The 16,485-nt window shown below is 69.2% G+C and carries 14 protein-coding genes; 9 read left to right on the forward strand and 5 right to left on the reverse strand.

Features of this window, described 5'->3' with window-relative positions; translation table 11 throughout:
* The first annotated feature begins 3 nt into the window (after positions 1-3).
* Complete coding sequence (gene serA / locus EPO52_RS03615) at positions 4-1,593, forward strand: phosphoglycerate dehydrogenase (protein ID WP_290802072.1); 1,590 nt, start codon at positions 4-6, stop codon at positions 1,591-1,593.
* 227 nt (positions 1,594-1,820) lie between these two features.
* On the opposite strand, the gene EPO52_RS03620 is transcribed toward serA, so the two are convergent.
* Together EPO52_RS03620 and EPO52_RS03625 are read right to left on the reverse strand one after the other, a co-directional pair.
* Positions 1,821-2,552 (reverse strand): response regulator, encoded by a 732-nt coding sequence (locus EPO52_RS03620; RefSeq protein WP_290802074.1) that lies wholly within the window; start codon positions 2,550-2,552, stop codon positions 1,821-1,823.
* Complete coding sequence (locus tag EPO52_RS03625; RefSeq protein WP_290802078.1) at positions 2,549-4,168, reverse strand: sensor histidine kinase; 1,620 nt, start codon at positions 4,166-4,168, stop codon at positions 2,549-2,551. Before EPO52_RS03625 ends, EPO52_RS03620 begins: the two co-directional genes overlap by 4 nt.
* Before the next feature lie 209 nt (positions 4,169-4,377).
* On the opposite strand from EPO52_RS03625, the gene EPO52_RS03630 reads away from it, so the two are divergent.
* The 6 genes from EPO52_RS03630 to EPO52_RS03655 all read left to right on the forward strand — a co-directional run bounded on the left by EPO52_RS03630 (position 4,378) and on the right by EPO52_RS03655 (position 11,098).
* A complete protein-coding gene (locus tag EPO52_RS03630; protein ID WP_290802081.1) occupies positions 4,378-5,814 on the forward strand; it encodes a cation:dicarboxylase symporter family transporter in 1,437 nt (478 codons plus the stop codon).
* Positions 5,815-5,880: 66 nt separating this feature from the next.
* On the forward strand, positions 5,881-6,954 hold the full coding sequence (locus EPO52_RS03635; RefSeq protein WP_290802083.1) for a 3-isopropylmalate dehydrogenase: 1,074 nt from the start codon (positions 5,881-5,883) through the stop codon (positions 6,952-6,954).
* A 35-nt stretch (positions 6,955-6,989) separates the two neighbouring features.
* Positions 6,990-8,099: a branched-chain amino acid aminotransferase gene (locus tag EPO52_RS03640; RefSeq protein WP_290802086.1), complete on the forward strand. Its 1,110-nt coding sequence runs from the start codon at positions 6,990-6,992 to the stop codon at positions 8,097-8,099.
* 131 nt (positions 8,100-8,230) lie between these two features.
* Positions 8,231-8,989 carry a fumarylacetoacetate hydrolase family protein gene (locus tag EPO52_RS03645; protein WP_290802089.1) on the forward strand — a complete coding sequence of 253 codons (759 nt, stop codon included), beginning with the start codon at positions 8,231-8,233 and terminating at the stop codon, positions 8,987-8,989.
* 91 nt (positions 8,990-9,080) lie between these two features.
* Entirely contained in the window at positions 9,081-10,559 is a 1,479-nt protein-coding gene (locus EPO52_RS03650) for an alpha/beta hydrolase (protein ID WP_290802092.1), read from the forward strand.
* A 98-nt stretch (positions 10,560-10,657) separates the two neighbouring features.
* Entirely contained in the window at positions 10,658-11,098 is a 441-nt protein-coding gene (locus EPO52_RS03655; protein WP_290802094.1) for an LppA family lipoprotein, read from the forward strand.
* A gap of 19 nt (positions 11,099-11,117) precedes the next feature.
* Here EPO52_RS03655 and EPO52_RS03660 read toward each other — a convergent pair whose 3' ends face one another.
* Positions 11,118-11,570, reverse strand: a complete 453-nt coding sequence (locus EPO52_RS03660) for a MarR family transcriptional regulator (protein ID WP_290802096.1) — start codon at positions 11,568-11,570, stop codon at positions 11,118-11,120.
* Positions 11,571-11,710: 140 nt separating this feature from the next.
* Positions 11,711-12,412 (reverse strand): alpha/beta hydrolase, encoded by a 702-nt coding sequence (locus tag EPO52_RS03665; RefSeq protein ID WP_363339282.1) that lies wholly within the window; start codon positions 12,410-12,412, stop codon positions 11,711-11,713.
* A gap of 112 nt (positions 12,413-12,524) precedes the next feature.
* Between EPO52_RS03665 and EPO52_RS03670 the strand changes: the two genes are divergently transcribed.
* Together EPO52_RS03670 and EPO52_RS03675 are read left to right on the forward strand one after the other, a co-directional pair.
* Complete coding sequence (locus tag EPO52_RS03670; protein ID WP_290802101.1) at positions 12,525-13,757, forward strand: MFS transporter; 1,233 nt, start codon at positions 12,525-12,527, stop codon at positions 13,755-13,757.
* A 223-nt stretch (positions 13,758-13,980) separates the two neighbouring features.
* Positions 13,981-15,438, forward strand: coding sequence for an MDR family MFS transporter (locus EPO52_RS03675; protein ID WP_290802592.1), 1,458 nt, complete (start codon positions 13,981-13,983; stop codon positions 15,436-15,438).
* A gap of 69 nt (positions 15,439-15,507) precedes the next feature.
* On the opposite strand, the gene EPO52_RS03680 is transcribed toward EPO52_RS03675, so the two are convergent.
* Complete coding sequence (locus EPO52_RS03680; RefSeq protein WP_290802103.1) at positions 15,508-16,476, reverse strand: aldo/keto reductase; 969 nt, start codon at positions 16,474-16,476, stop codon at positions 15,508-15,510.
* Positions 16,477-16,485: the final 9 nt, after the last annotated feature.

The following is a 16,485-nucleotide window of genomic DNA, read 5'->3' on the forward strand; positions in this document are numbered from 1 at the left end:
TCCGTGTCGAAGCCGGTCGTGCTGATCGCCGAAGAACTGTCCCCCGCCACTGTCGACGCCCTGGGCCCCGACTTCGACGTCAAGAACGTCGATGGCACCGATCGAGCCGCCCTGCTCGCCGCGTTGGCCGACGCCGATGCCGTGCTCGTGCGGTCGGCGACGAAGGTCGACGCCGAGGCCATCGCCGCAGCGCCCAAGCTGAAGGTCGTCGCCCGCGCGGGTGTCGGACTCGACAACGTCGACATCAAGGCGGCCACCGCCGCCGGCGTGATGGTGGTGAACGCGCCCACCTCGAACATCATCTCGGCCGCGGAGCTCACCGTGGGCCACATCCTGAGCCTCGCCCGGCACATCCCCGCCGCGCACGCCGCGCTGGCGCAGGGGCAGTGGAAGCGCTCCGCCTACACGGGCGTCGAGCTCTACGAGAAGGCGGTGGGCATCATCGGCCTCGGCCGCATCGGCGCGCTGATCACGGCCCGCCTGCAGGCCTTCGGCGTGAACGTGATCGCCTACGACCCCTATGTCACGAGCGCCCGCGCCCAGCAGCTCGGCGTCACGCTGGTGAGCCTGGATGAACTGCTCGAGCAGAGCGACTTCATCACCATCCACATGCCGAAGACGCCCGAGACCACGGGCATGATCGGCGACGAGCAGCTCGCGAAGATGAAGCCCACGGCGTACGTGGTGAACGTCGCCCGCGGCGGCCTCATCGACGAGGATGCTCTCTACCGTGCGCTCACCGGCGGCGTGATCGCCGGCGCCGGCCTCGACGTGTTCGTGAGCGAGCCGCCGAAGGACTCGGCGCTGCTCGCTCTGCCGAACGTCGTCGTCACCCCCCACCTCGGCGCCTCCACCGACGAAGCCCAGGAGAAGGCGGGCGTCTCGGTCGCGAAGTCGGTGCGCCTCGCCCTCTCGGGCGAGCTGGTTCCGGATGCCGTCAACGTGGCCGGCGGGGTCATCGACCAGTACGTGCGCCCCGGCATCCCGCTCATCGAGAAGCTCGGGCAGGTGTTCGCCGGTCTCGCCGAGAGCCCGCTCACGAGCGTCGACGTCGTGGTGAAGGGCGAGCTCGCCGACTTCGACGTGAGCGTGCTGAAGCTCGCCGCGCTCAAGGGCATCTTCACCAACGTCGTGAGCGAGACGGTCTCCTACGTGAACGCGCCGCTCCTCGCCGAGCAGCGTGGCGTGGCCGTGCGCCTCATCACCGACCCCGCGTCGGAGGAGTACCGCAACGTCATCACCCTCACCGGTGCTCTGAGCGACGGCTCGCAGATCTCGGTCTCCGGAACCCTCATGGGCACGAAGCAGATCGAGAAGATCGTCGAGATCAACGGCTACGACGTCGAGGTGCCGTTCGCGAAGCACCTCATCGTGATGATCTACACCGACCGCCCCGGCATCGTGGCGATCTACGGCAAGGAGTTCGGCGAGGCCGAGGTCAACATCGCCGGCATGCAGATCGCCCGGCACGAAGCGGGCGGCAAGGCGCTCAGCGTGCTCACCGTCGACTCCCCGGTTCCGGATGGCCTGCTCACGAAGCTCCGCGCCGAGATCGAGGCCGACGCGATGCTCGAGATCGACATCACCGAGTAGTTGCCGCAGGCAGCTGTGCCGCTCCGCGGCGCAGCCGTCTGCGGGTCGCGCCGGTCCCTACCCGGCGCTCCGCGACATGTTCGCGTGCCGTCGCTCACGCGGCGGCGCGCTCACCCTGGGTTGTCTGGGTGCGGCCTGTTGCGGTGGGATCCATGGTTCTCGACTTTGCAGGTTCGAGAGCGGTAGGGCGAGGGTCGACTGACCGTTCGTTGCCGGTCGGTGGGCGGCTACGGGCGGGTCGCGCGGTACTCGAGTTCCGGGCGGCCAGGGGTGCCATGGCGTTGGGCGCGTTCGGCGACACCTGAATCGGTGAGGTGCTCGAGGTAGCGGCGTGCGGTCACCCGGGAGAGACCGAGTTCTGCACCGATCTCGCCGGCGGAGACGGCTCGAGGAGCGGCCGCGCGCAGGGCCCCGCGCATCCGCTCCAGCGTCTCCGGGGTGAGGCCCTTCGGCAGGGGTGAACCCGCCGAGCGGCGGAGGGCCGCGAAGGAGGAGTCGACCTCCTGCTGGTCGGTGACGACCGACGCGCCCAGCCGGTCGTGGAAGTCGCGGTAGGCCTCGAGCTTCTCGGCGAAGGTGGCGAAGCCGAAGGGCTTGATCAGGTACTGCACGATGCCGAGCGACACCGCGGTGCGCACCACCGCGGCATCCCGAACGGCGGTCACCGCGATCACGTCGGTCTCGATCCCGACCGCCCGGAGGTGCCGGCACAGCTCGATACCGGTGGTGTCGGGCAGGTTCACGTCGAGGAGGATCAGGTCGATCGGTGCGCCCTCCGAATCGCGCAGTGCCCGGATGGCCTCGTGGCCCGAATGGGCGATGCCGGCGACCTCGAAGCCGTCGAGCCGGCCGAGATAGGCCGCGTGGGCATCCGCGGTGATCGGTTCGTCGTCGACGACGAGCACGCGGAGAGCGGGCGCCTTCGCGGCGTGAGCTGCCGACTGGTGCGCCCCGGTCACCGGTCCGCCTCCGCCAGCCGGGTGCTCTCGGCCGTGGCCGGCAGCACCACGGTGAAGCGCGATCCCTCGACGGAGATCGATCCGCCCTGGCGCGCAACGGCCTGCCGCACCAGGGCGAGGCCGATCCCGTGCCCTTCCGTGCGCTTCGTGCTGACCCCCCGCTCGAAGAGCCGGTCGGCGACCTCGGGATCGGGACCGGCTCCGCTGTCGGCCACCGAGATCCGGAGGCCTGCGGATGCTTCGAACGGCTCCACCTCGACGCGGACCACCGCGCCGGCCGACCCGGCCACAGCATCCAGGGCGTTGTCGATCAGGTTGCCCACGATGGTGATGAGCTCCTGCGGGGGCACCGCCGCGCCCGGGATGCGCTGGGGGAGCACGACATCGAGCGTCACCCCCCGCTCCGCGGCCTGCGCCGACTTGCCGAGCAGCAGCGCGAGCAGCACCGGCTCCTCGACGGCGGTGAGGATGCGGTCGGCCAGCCGCTGGCTGAGCTCGAGCTCGGAGACCGCGAGTTCGGCGGCCTCCGGGGCGCGATCGAGCTCGATGAGCGCGATGATCGTGTGCAGCCGGTTGGCGAACTCGTGGGCCTGCGAGCGCAGTGCATCCGACAGGGTGGTCATCGTGGCGAGCTCGCCGGTGAGCTCCTGGAGCCGGGTGTGGTCGCGCAGGGTGGTGACGGTGCCCACGAAGCCGCCGCGGGCCACGATCCGATCGCGGTCGACCACGAGCACATGCGTGGGCGTGATGACGATCTCGTCGACCGCCACGTCGTGCCGGGCGAGCACGGCCGCCACCTCGTCGGCGAGCGGGAGCTTGCCCAGGGGCACGGCCGCCGGGTCTGCCCGGCGATCGGCCCGGATCGGCGGGATGCCGAGCAACTCGGCCGCGCGGTCGTTGTAGAGCACCACGTTGCGCGCGGTGTCCTGCAGCACGAGGCCCTCGCCGATGGAGTGCAGTACGCCCTCGTAGTAGGCGAACATCCGGCTCATCTCCTCGGCCCCGCGCCCGGCCGTGACCCGGCGCAGGTACCGGCTGAGCGCCCAGGATGCGGCGCCTCCCACGAGCAGGGCGAGGGCGGCCGCGATGAGCACGGTGGTGATGCGCTCGCCGAGGGCGATCTGGGTGTTCGACACGGTGATGCCCACGGAGACGAGCGCGATCACGGGGCCGGACCCATCGGAGTCGACGGCCCGGATCGGCACGACCGCGCGAACGGAGGGCCCGAGCGTACCGGTATAGGTCTCCGTGAAGCTCTGCCCGGCGAGGGCGCGGTCGATCGTGCCGATGAACTGCTTGCCGATCTCACTGGGATCGCGGTGCGTGTAGCGGATGCGGTCGGGCGACATGATGGTGACGAAGTCGACCCCGGTGGCCGCCATGATGTCGACGGCGTAGGGCTGGAGGGTGCTCGTCGGATCGGCCTGCGCCACGGCCCGCTCCACGAACGGATCGTGGGCGATGGTCTCGGCCACCGCGAGGCTGCGGTCGGCGGCGTCGCGATCGACGTCGGCCCGGGCATCCGCCCAGATCACGGCGACGGCCCCGGCCGTGAGAGCCAGGATCACGATGAACTGCAGCGCGAACAGCCGCGTGGCGATGCTCCACCGTCTCATCCGTCATCCGCCTGTTCCGCGATGCTCCGTCGCCGCCTGGGTTCCTCCACTGTAGGCGTCCTGTCCGGCGGCGAGAACGAGTTGTGCGCGAACAGTATGAACGCAACGAGCGGCAGCGGATGCGACGGCCGCAGTCTGTCGGGAACGCATCCGGTCATCGTGCTCCTGCAGCGACCGGCCGCACACCGTTCTCGAGGAAGAGGGAAGCAATGGCGCTCCGAACAGACACCGGTACCCGAGGCGCAGGCGTGAAGCCGCGCCGGCGGATCGAATCGCACCACTACCTGTACATCGCCGTGATCGTCGCCGTCGTGGGCGGCGCCATCGTCGGCCTCGCCGCACCGTCGTTCGCGGTGGGACTCAAGCCGGTCGGCGACGCGTTCGTGTCGCTCATCAAGATGATGATCGCACCGATCATCTTCTGCACGATCGTGCTCGGCGTGGGCTCGGTGGCGAAGGCCGCGACCGTCGGCAAGGTGGGCGGGCTCGCGCTCGGCTACTTCATCATCATGTCGACGTTCGCGCTCGGCATCGGCCTGGTGGTGGGCAACCTCATCCACCCGGGTGAAGGCCTCAACATCGGCGCGTCCACCTACGACGCCGCACCGACCGAGGCGAAGTCGACCACCGAGTTCCTGCTCGGAATCATCCCCACCTCGCTGCTGTCGTCGCTCACGGCGGGCAACATCCTGCAGGTGCTGTTCGTGGCGCTGCTCGTGGGATTCGCCCTTCAGAAGATGGGGGCCAAGGGGGCGCCCATCCTCGGCGCGATCCGGCAGATCCAGGCTCTGGTGTTCCGCATCCTCGCGATGGTGATGTGGGTGGCCCCGATCGGCGCGTTCGGGGCGATCGCCGCCGTCGTGGGCGCCACCGGGTTCCAGGCCATCGTGAGTCTCGCCACCCTGATGGTGGCGTTCTACATCACCTGCGCGCTGTTCATCGTGGTGGTGCTCGGGTCGCTGCTCTGGTTCGTGGCCCGGGTCAACATCTTCCGCATGATGAAGTACCTGGCCCGGGAGTACCTCCTGATCGTCTCGACGTCGTCGAGCGAGGTCGTGCTGCCGAGGCTCATCGCGAAGATGGAGCACGCCGGGGTCTCGAAGCCCGTCGCGGGCATCACGATCCCCACCGGGTACTCGTTCAACCTCGACGGCACGGCGATCTACCTCACGATGGCGTCGTTGTTCATCGCCAGTGCGATGGGCACGCCGCTCGCCCTCGGCGAGCAGATCTCCCTGCTGGTGTTCATGATGATCGCCTCGAAGGGGGCCGCGGGCGTCACGGGAGCGGGCATCGCGACCCTCGCCGGAGGCCTGCAGGCGCACCGTCCCGACCTGGTCGACGGCGTGGGTGTGATCGTGGGCATCGACCGGTTCATGTCGGAGGCCCGCGCGCTCACGAACTTCACCGGCAACGCCGTGGCGACCCTGCTCATCGGCACCTGGACGAAGCAGCTCGATCGGCCCCAGCTCGAGGCCGTGCTGTCGGGTGAGCGCCCCTTCGACGAGTCGACCATGAGCGCCGACGACCACCTGGGCGCGGATGAGGCGGCGGAGGTCGCTCGCGAGCAGGGCTCCGACTCCCGCCCGTCGACCGCCGCGATCGCCGCGATCGTGGGCGACATGGAGCGTGAGCGCACCCGCTGATCCGAATTCGCAGCAGGTCGCCATCCAGCGACCTGCTGCGAATCGGCCGGGCACTAATCTTGATCCATGGCACGTACGTTCAAGCTCGCACTCATCCCCGGCGACGGGATCGGCCCCGAGGTCGTCACCGAGGCCGTGAAGGTTCTCGACGCCGTCACCGCCGGTACCGACGTCACCTTCGAGAAGACCGGCTTCTCGCTCGGCGCGGGCCGGTTCCTCGAGACGGGCGATGTGCTCACCGACGACGACCTCGCCGCGATCGCCTCGAACGACGTCATCCTGCTCGGTGCCGTCGGGGGAGTTCCCGGCGACCCGCGGCTGAAGAACGCCAACATCGAGCGGGGTCTGCTGCTGAAGCTGCGGTTCTCGCTCGACCACTACGTGAACCTCCGCCCCACCACCATCTACCCGGGTGTGCCGAGCCCTCTCGCGCAGCACGGCGACGTCGACTTCGTGGTGGTGCGCGAGGGCACCGAAGGCCCCTACGTCGGCAATGGCGGCAGCATCCGCACCGGCACGCCGCACGAGATCGCCAACGAGGTCTCGGTGAACACCGCCTACGGCGTCGAGCGCGTCGTGCGCTTCGCGTTCGAGCTGGCGCAGAGCCGCAGCCGCAAGAAGCTCACACTGGTGCACAAGACCAACGTGCTCGTGTTCTCGGGCTCGCTCTGGCAGTCCACCGTGAACAGAGTGGCCACCGAATACCCCGATATCGCGGTCGATTACCTGCACGTCGACGCCGCGACGATCTTCCTCGTCACCGACCCTGCTAGATTCGACGTCATCGTCACGGACAACCTCTTCGGCGACATCCTCACCGACCTCGCCGGCGCAATCAGCGGCGGAATCGGACTGGCGGCCTCGGGCAACATCAACCCCGACGGCGCGTTTCCCTCGATGTTCGAACCGGTCCACGGATCCGCTCCCGACATCGCGGGGCAGCAGAAAGCCGATCCCACGGCGGCGATCCTCTCGGTCGCTCTGCTGCTCGATCACCTCGGCCAGACGGATGCGGCCGGCGCCGTTCGCGCGGCCGTGGTCGCCGACATCGCGGCACGCGACGGCTCAGCACGCACGACGAGCGAGATCGGCGACGCCATCACGGCGGCGTTGAGCACCCCCGCGGCCGCACTCGCCTAGACACGTTCCGACTCACCTCGACGAAAAGACTCATCATGACCATCGCACCGACCTCCACCTTCCCCCTCCAGTTCGAGCTCACGCCGTCTCAGGATGCGCGTGCCGAGGCCGAGCGCGAGGTCATCCTCGCCGACCCCGGCTTCGGCAAGCACTTCACCGACCACATGGTGAAGATCGACTGGACCATCGCGGATGGCTGGCACGACGCATCCGTCATCCCCTACGGCCCGCTGCTGCTCGACCCCTCGGCCGCCGTGCTGCACTACGCGCAGGAGATCTTCGAGGGACTCAAGGCCTACCGTCACGCCGACGGCTCGATCTGGACGTTCCGGCCCGAGAAGAATGCCGAGCGCCTGCAGCGCTCTGCCCGCCGCCTCGCCCTGCCCGAACTCGCCACCGAAGACTTCATCGAGTCGCTCAAGCAGCTCATCGCGGTCGACGGATCCTGGGTGCCGAACGCCGCCGAGACGAGCCTGTACATCCGCCCCTTCATGATCGCGAACGAGTCGTTCCTCGGCGTGCGGCCCGCGCAGAAGGTGGGCTACTACGTGATCGCGAGCCCCGCGGGCGCCTACTTCGCGGGCGGCGTGGCCCCCGTGTCGATCTGGCTCTCGACCGAGTACTCGCGGGCCGGCCGTGGTGGCACCGGCGCGGCCAAGTGCGGCGGCAACTACGCCGCATCGCTGCTGCCGCAACAGGAGGCCTACGAAAACGGCTGCGCCCAGGTGCTCTTCCTCGACGGCGAGACCGGCCAGCACATCGACGAGCTCGGCGGCATGAACGTGTTCTTCGTGCACAAGGGCGGCACGCTCGTCACTCCGCGTCTCACGGGCACCATCCTCGAGGGCGTGACGCGCGACAGCATCATCCAGCTCGCGAAAGACCGCGGTCTCACGGTGGAGGAGCGCGACATCACGATCCAGGAGTGGCGTGAGGGCGTGGCATCCGGCGACATCGAGGAGGTGTTCGCCTGCGGTACGGCCGCGGTGATCACGCCCATCTCGGCCCTCAAGTCGGCCGACTTCACCATCGGCGACGAGAACGCGCCCGCGGGTGAGCTCACGATGTCGATCCGCCAGGAACTCACCGACATCCAGTACGGCCGCGTGGCCGACCGCCACGGCTGGCTCACCAGACTGGATTGATTGCTGCGCCGCCGCCTCTGCGGCGCAGGCGACATGCTGCGCAGTCGTCGTGCCACGTCGCTTCGCGGCGCAGCCCGGCGCCTGTGCAGCCCTGGGTCGTCGAGTAGGGCCCGTCGCCTAGGCTTGCTTTCATGAAGATCGCACGGTTCAGCCACAAGGGCGCCATCAACTTCGGGATCCTGGATGAGGATGCGCTGGTCGTTCTGAACGGCGACCCCATGTTCGCGGGCTACGACACCACCGGGGAGCGGGTGCCGCTCGCGGATGCCACGCTGCTGGCCCCGGTCATCCCGCGCTCGAAGGTGGTGGCGGTGGGCAAGAACTACCGCGCCCACGCCGAGGAGATGGGCGGCGAGGCGCCGAGCGAGCCCCTGCTGTTCCTCAAACCGAACACCTCCGTGATCGGCCCGGGCGATTCGATCGTGCGGCCGCCGCAGTCGAACCGTGTCGACTTCGAGGGCGAACTCGCCATCGTGATCGGCAGTGTCGCGAAGAATGTGAAGGCGGAGGACGCCGCGCAGGTGATCTTCGGCTACACCATCGCGAACGATGTGACCGCTCGCGACCTCCAGGCCTCCGACGGCCAGTGGGCCCGCGCCAAGGGGTTCGACACCTTCTGTCCGCTCGGCCCCGTGATCGAGACCGAGTTCGACCTGGCCGGATCGACCGTGGAGACCCGCCTGAACGGCGTGCTCAAGCAGAGTGCTCCGCTCACCGACATGATCCACTCGGTGGCCGACATCGTGGCCTACGCCTCGGCCGTGTTCACCCTGCTCCCGGGCGACGTCATCCTCACCGGCACCCCCGCGGGAATCGAGCCCATGGAGTCGGGCGACACCGTCGAGGTGGAGATCTCGGGTATCGGAGTGCTCTCGAACCCCTTCGTCTGACCTCGGGGTTGCGGCATGGGGAGTGCTCCCCATCGACGGATGTCGCGCAGGTGCCCTAGCGTGAGGGAACGATCGCGAAACGGGGGCGAACATGGGGTTCTACGGGGCCGATGTCGGTGAGCTGCGAGCTCTGGCCAAGACCTTCGCCGACGCGGCCGCCCGCCTGAGCGCGACGAAAGCCACCGTCTCGGGCCAGGTGCAGGCGAGCCCGTGGCGGGGTCCGGATGCCGACCACTTCCGTTCGATCTGGGCGGGGCAGTACAGCGCCCAGCTGCTCACCGCGGCGCGGCTGCTCGAGCAGAACGCCACCACGATCGTGGCCAACGCCGACGACCAGGAACGGACCTCGACCGACGGCGGAGGCGGAGCATCCGGAACCGGGTCGGGTGGCACCGGCAGCGGGAGCGGCAGTTCGGGCCCGCTGCCCGATGCGCCCGCACCCGGGTCGGACACCGACGACGTGAAGGACTGGTGGAACAGTCTCTCGCCCGAGGAGCAGCAGCGGTACATCGAGGAGCAGCCGGGGGTCGTGGGAAATCTCGACGGCATCCCCGCAGCGGTGCGCGATCAGGCCAACCGCATCCACCTCGAGCAGGAGCTCGCCCGGCTGCAGAGCCTGCCGACCCCGAGCGACCCGGGGGAGGCCGAGACGCTGCGCCGGGCCATCGATGTGCTCGAGAACGCCCAGGAAGTGCTGGCGAAGACGCCCGACTCGCATCTCCTCCTGCTCGACACGAGCTCGGGTGACCCCGTGAAGGTCGCCGTCTCGGTGGGCGACGTCGACAACGCCGACCACGTGGGTGTGTTCACCCAGGGCATGGACTCGCGCGCCGACACCCCCACAGGACTCTCGGGCCCGGTCGCGAACATGGTGGCTCTCCGCAACGAGACGGATGCGCAGCTCTACGAGGCGGGCACGCAGAACGAGACCACCGCGATGGTGGTGTGGATGGGCTACGACTCGCCGCAGGGCGCCGAGGTGGCCGACCCGTCGTACGGCATCCAGGGCGGTTCCGACCTCGCGAGCTTCGGAGAGGGCATCCGGAGCAACAACGAAGACGGTCATCTCACGGCGCTCGGCCACTCCTACGGCTCGTACACCACGGGCATCGCCCTGCAGCAGACGGATGCGTTCGACGACTTCGTGGCCTTCGGCTCACCCGGCCTCGGCACGAGCGACATCGGCGACCTGCACGTCGACGACGTGTACGTCATCGAGGCCAAGAACGACGCGATCGCCGACCTCGGCTACTTCGGCACCGACACCAACCAGCTGGGTGGCGTCACGAACCTGACGGCGGGCGATCAGAACGGGGTCGCGTCGTCCGGGCACTCCGAGTACCTCATCGACCGATCGACGAGCCAGTACAACATGTCCGCCGTGGTGAGTGGCAACGAGGGCAACGCGATCACGGGCAACAACTCGGGGCTGGGCGACGTGATCCGGGGCTCGCAATACCTCAACATCGATGTGCCGCGGAACATCGCCACCGATGTGGTCGACGCGGCCGTCACCACCGGCACCTACCTGCGGTACGGCTGGGATGCTGTGACAGGCTGGTTCGGATGAGACTCACCGCGCGACACAGAACCACCCGGCTCCTCGGTGCAGGCGCCGCACTCCTCACGGCACTCGTCGTGCTGACCGGTTGTATGAAGGGACCGAGCATGAACGACTCGAACGGCCAAGGCGCCAGCACCGCGGATCGGCTGCCGATCACCACGATGGTGGCCGACTACGACGAGATGCTCGCTCAGATGCGCGAACTCATCACCACGGAGGCGCCCGGGGGAGTGTGGTCGGAGGTCAAGCCCGCTCAGACGCTCGGTGGCGACAAGGCCGTGGCCGGCGACGACGCGACCATCGCGGTGTCGCCCCTGTGGGGGTACGACCTCGCGTTCCCGAGTGACCCGGATGCGCGTGCCGCCCTCGTGGCGGCGCTCGGCGCCATCGGTGAGGCGCACGGCTTCTCGCCCGTGCAGACCTACGTCGACCGGGCCGACGAGGTGCAGGCGGTGGCGGATGACGCCTTCGGCGCCGAGTACCAGATCGGCAGCAAGCTCAACTCGACGTTGTCGTACACGACGGGATCGCACCCCGCGGAGTGACGGCGGAGCGGGGCGGCTGTCAGGCCGGCGAGTTCTGATCGAGCGTCAGCCCGGCCGCGACGTCGAGCGCATCGAGCGCTCCGGCGATCTGCGCGATCTGCTCCTCGTCGAGCTCGTCGAACACCGTGAGCACGCGCTCGGCGCGCTCGGTGCGCGCCCGCAGGATGGCCTCGGCACCGGTGTCGGTGCCGGTGACGAAGAACGAGCGCCCGTCATCGGGATCGGAGGTGCGGGCCACCAGGCCCCGGGTCTCGAGATCGGCGAGCAGACGGGTGATCGTGGGAGCGGCGACCCGTTCGACCCGCGCGAGGTCGCCTGGACGGATGGGGCCGCAGCGCACGATGGTGGCGAGAGCCGACACCTGCCCGGGAGTGAGCTCGCTGTCGGCGCGGATGCGGCGGTTGAGCCGCCCGACCGACTGGGCGAGGCGGGCGGCGATCTCCTCGCGAGGGAGTTCGGCGGATTCAGTCATCGAGTGCGGCTTTCGGTACCAGGGGCTGGGCTGGGCTTCCCTCGAGTCTCGCACATGCTCCCGTCATCGGCCCGCAGCCGTGCGTTCAGTCGGAGCAGCCGGAGCGGCCGGGCATTCCATCGCCCGTGGCCCGCCCTCCGTCAGTCGTTCGCCGTCTGCGTCGTGACGAACGCCAGCACCTCGTCGGCCACTCCTCTCCAGCCGTGGTCGATCGTGAGCGAGTGGCCGCGACCCGGCATCTCGATGAACTCGGTCAGGGCCGGGTTCTTCTGCTGGATTCGGAAGGCCGCCTCGGTCATCGCCCGCGGCACCGTGTTGTCGTGCTCGCCGGAGACGATGAGCAATGGCCCACGCGCCGGATTCCTCGTGTCGACCTTCGTCTCGGTGAACGGGTTGAAATTGGCCGTGGCGGCCTGGAAGAGAGGAACTCCGGATGCCGCCACGTGATAGGTGGTCCAGAGCTGCTCGGCCTCGTCCGCCTCGAGAGTGTTGGCCCAGCCGAACGTGAACTGCTCGAGGGTGAGCGACACCGCCCTGCCGAAATTGAGCGGGTTGGCGAGCACGGGTGCCGACGACTTCAGCGACGACACCGGAAGCGGCAGAACGCCCTGGAACGGAGCCGGGTCGATGGCGACCGTCACCTCGGCGGCGCCGGTGCCGGCGATCTTCTGGGCGATGAGTCCGCCGAACGAGTGCCCCACCACGGCAGGCGCCTGGGTGAGGCCGTCGATCGCCTCGAGGTAGTGATCGGTGACCTGCTTCACCATCTTGTGCGCGAAGACGTCGGGATCCTTCCGTGCCTCTTCCACGCTGTCAGGGTCGTCGGGCCACCCCGGAGCGATCGTGGCGAAGCCGTTCTCCTCGAAGAGGTCACGCCAGGGCGGTTCGGTTCACGGCGACCGTAGCCCCGGAGGCGGGCGGAGGGCAAGGGGTTCCGCGTGGCAAGCTGGTGACGTGAATTCGCGCGGCGCATCCGGGGGTGCGGATGGCTCGTCGTGGCGGGGTTTCGAGCGCGGAGAACCGCAGTACCGGCGAATCGTGCTCGCCCTCTTCGCGGCCGGTTTCGCCACCTTCGCGCAGGTGTTCGACGCCCAGGCGGTTCTGCCGGCCCTCCGCACCGACTTCGGCATCAGCGCGGCGACCGCGGCGCTCACGGTGTCGGCCACCACGATCGGCCTCGCCCTCTCGGTGCTGCCCTGGGCCTCGCTCGCCGACCGGATCGGGCGCACCCGAGCCATGAAACTCTCTCTGCTCGCCGCCACCGTGTTCTCGGTCGTCGTGCCGCTCATGCCGACCTTCGAGGCGGTGGTGGTGGCACGGGGGTTCGTGGGGCTGGCGCTCGGTGCCGTGCCCGCCATCGCGGTGGCCTATCTGGCCGAGGAACTGCACGGCGCCTGGGTGGGGGTGGCTGCCGGAACCTATGTCGCGGGCAACACGATCGGCGGAATCGCCGGTCGCCTCGTCGCCGGCCCGCTCGCCGAGCTCGTGGGCTGGCGCATCGGTCTCGCCGTGGTGGCGGTGCTCGGCGCGGCCGCGGCGGCGGCGTTCTGGCTGCTCGTGCCCGAACCCCGGGGCTTCGTTCGCGCACCGACGGGCGGCGCACCGCTGCGAGCGCGCATCCTCGGCAACCTCCGCGATCCCACGATGCTCGCGATCTTCGCGCAGGGTCTCCTGCTCATGGGGGCCTTCGCGGTGGTCTACAACTACCTCGGCTTCCAGATCGCGAGCCCGGCCTTCGGGGTGCAGGAGACGCTTGTGAGCCTCATCTTCCTGGCCTATCTGGCAGGCACGGTGGCCAGCAGGCTCTCCGGCGCCTTGGCCGAGAGGTTCGGTCCGCTCCGGATGATCCTCGCGGGCACCGCGCTCATGCTCGTGGGCCTGCTGCTGCTCGCCAGCTCCGTGCTCGTGGTGGTGTTCACCGGTCTCGTGGTGTTCACCTTCGGGTGCTTCAGCGCGCATCCGGTGGCCAGCGGATTGAGCGGGCGGTGGGCGCGGGTGGGCCGGGCGCAGGCGACCGCGATCTACCAGCTCTCGTGGCTCGGCGGCACCGCCTTCTTCGGCTGGGCGGTCGGTCTCGTCTACGACGCATCGGGGTGGCAGGCGACACTCGCGACCGTGGCGGGGATGTGTCTCGTGGCGGCGCTGGCCGCCTCGGCGGGCTTGAGGGGTTCTGCCCGCCGCCGCTAATGTGTACACTGTTCACATCGGGTCGACCACCACGGATTCCGATGTCGGTGGAATAAGACAGACTGTCGTCGACGTTCTCCTCACAGACTTCCGGCGTCTGGCCGCGCACCACCCCTTCTGCTCCCGCCCTCATCGACAGGACATCCCCGTGACCGAACAGCTCGCACCCGCCGCCGTCGGCGGCACCGCATCCGGCGACACCGCATCCGCGGAGAGCGCGCACATCGACCGCCGCAACAAGCTCGTGATCAACCTGCTGCTCGTCTCGGCCTTCGTGGTCATCCTCAACGAGACCATCATGGGTGTCGCCATCCCGCACCTCGTCACTGACCTCGGCATCACCGAGGTGGCGGCCCAGTGGCTGTCGACGGCGTTCATGCTCACCATGGCCGTGGTCATCCCGATCACCGGTTTCCTGCTGCAGCGCTTCAACACCCGACCCGTGTTCATCACGGCGATGTCGCTGTTCTCGCTCGGCACGCTCATCGCCGCCAGCGCACCCGGCTTCGAGGTGCTCCTGGTGGGCCGTATCGTGCAGGCCACCGGCACGGCCATCATGATGCCGCTGCTCATGACCACTGTCATGACCGTGGTGCCACCGGCCGTGCGCGGCCGCACCATGGGCAACATCTCGATCGTCATCTCGGTCGCCCCCGCGATCGGCCCCACCATCTCGGGCATCATCCTCAGCACGCTCTCCTGGCGGTGGATGTTCATCCTCGTCCTGCCGATCGCCCTGGGCGCCCTCGTGCTGGGCTTCCTGCGCGTGCAGAACGTCACCACGCCGCGCCCGGTGCCGATCGATGTGTTCTCCATCATCCTGTCGGCCTTCGGATTCGGCGGGCTCGTGTTCGGCCTCAGCAATCTCGCCGCCCCGGGTGCCACGTTCATGACGAACTGGCTGCCGCTCATCGTGGGTCTCGTCGCGCTCGCCGCGTTCGTCTGGCGCCAGATCACGCTGCAGCGGGCCGACCGCGCTCTGCTCGACCTCCGCACCTTCCGCTCCCGTACCTTCACGGTGTCGGTGCTGCTCATGGGAGTGAGCATGATGGCGCTGTTCGGCACCATCATCGTGCTGCCGTTCTTCATGCAGGGCGTTCTGCAGCTGGATGCGCTCACCACCGGGCTGCTGCTGCTGCCGGGCGGTCTCGTGATGGGCGCGCTCGCGCCGTTCGTCGGGCGGCTCTACGACCGGGTGGGCCCGCGCCCGCTCGTCATCCCGGGAGCCATCATCGTGAGCGGTGTGCTCTGGGGTCTCACCCTGGTGAACCAGAACACGTCGATGTGGTGGGTGCTCGCGGCTCACGTGGTGCTGAGCATCGGTCTCGCACTGATGTTCACGCCGCTGTTCACGGCCGGGCTCGGCGCGCTGCGCCCGAAGCTCTACTCGCACGGCTCGGCCGTGATCGGCACCGTGCAGCAGTTGGCCGGGGCATCCGGAACCGCGCTGTTCGTGGCCGTGATGGCGGGTGTCACCGCCACCCAGCTCACGACGGGCAGCAGCCAGATCTCCGCCTCGGCGGCAGGCATCCAGGCCGCGTTCCTGTGCGGAGCGGTCATCTCGCTGTTCGGCGTGGTGGCCTCGTTCTTCCTGCGTCGCCCGGCCGTCTCAGCCGACGATGAGCACCTGCTCGAGGAGGAGGCCGGCGGCGCCGCCGAGGGCGTGCCGATCGGCCACTAGAACGGGTATCGGGAGCAGCTGATCCGCGAACGCTGACCGTCATCCCGCCCGCACCCGCTGCGTGGCGGGTCAGGTCCAGGGGCGGGAGGTGCGGGCGGCCCAGTACTGCTCGGCGGGCTCGGCGAGGCCCGCCAGCAGAGGAGCGGCCGCATCCGGAACCCTGGCCTGGAGGTTCTCACGCAACTGGGCGCGCGTCACTGCGCCGCTCAGCACGATGTCGGCCCACGGATGCGCCACCGCTGCGCCCACAGCGAGGCTTGCCAGCGACTGTGCGTCGGTCTCGGCGAGGGCTGCGGCGGCCTCGGCGAAGGGGTCTCCGGCCACGCCATCGGCGGTGAGCCGGCCATTGGCCAGCACCTCCTTCACCACCACGAGCCAGCGGGCGTCGTTCGCGCGCTCGAGTGCCGCATCCGCCGACTGCTCGAGCAGGTTCCACGTGCTCTGCACGGCGGAGAACGGCGAGTCGGGCAGTGCCAGGGCTGCGTCGATCACGGCGGATTGCTGCGGGCCGCTGGTGGAGAAGCCGATCCGCACGCCGCCCTCGGCCAGCGACCTCAGACGGTCTAGGAGCGCGGCGTCACCGAGGGCCGGGCTGTCGGGGGTGAGCGAGTGGATGAGGTACACGTCGGGCACGGTGCCGAGCGCCGTCTGCGTCTCGGCCCACTGGCGATCGAGCATCGCGAGGGAGTGCTCCTTGCGCTCGTGCGCGGGCGCATCCATCCGCCAGTCGCCGGTGTACTCGTAGCCCCACTTCGATCCGATGGTGAGTTCGTCGCGACGGCCCGGATGCGCGGCCAGCCACGACCCGAGGAACTCTTCGGCGCGGCCGTACGAACGAGCGCAGTCGACGTAACGGATGCCCAACCACCAGGCCGCATCGAGCAGGTTGTGGGCCCGCTCGCGCAGGGCGTCGATCGAGCGGTCGGAATCGCCGCCGAGGTCATGGGCGCGCCCGACCGTGATGTAGGCCGGGCGACCGACGGCGGCGAGGCCGAGGCCGATGCGCGACGCCAGCTGCTGCTCGTCGTCGTCACTCACCCCACAATC

Source organism: Herbiconiux sp., from assembly GCF_004297105.1.
Taxonomy (GTDB): domain Bacteria; phylum Actinomycetota; class Actinomycetes; order Actinomycetales; family Microbacteriaceae; genus Herbiconiux.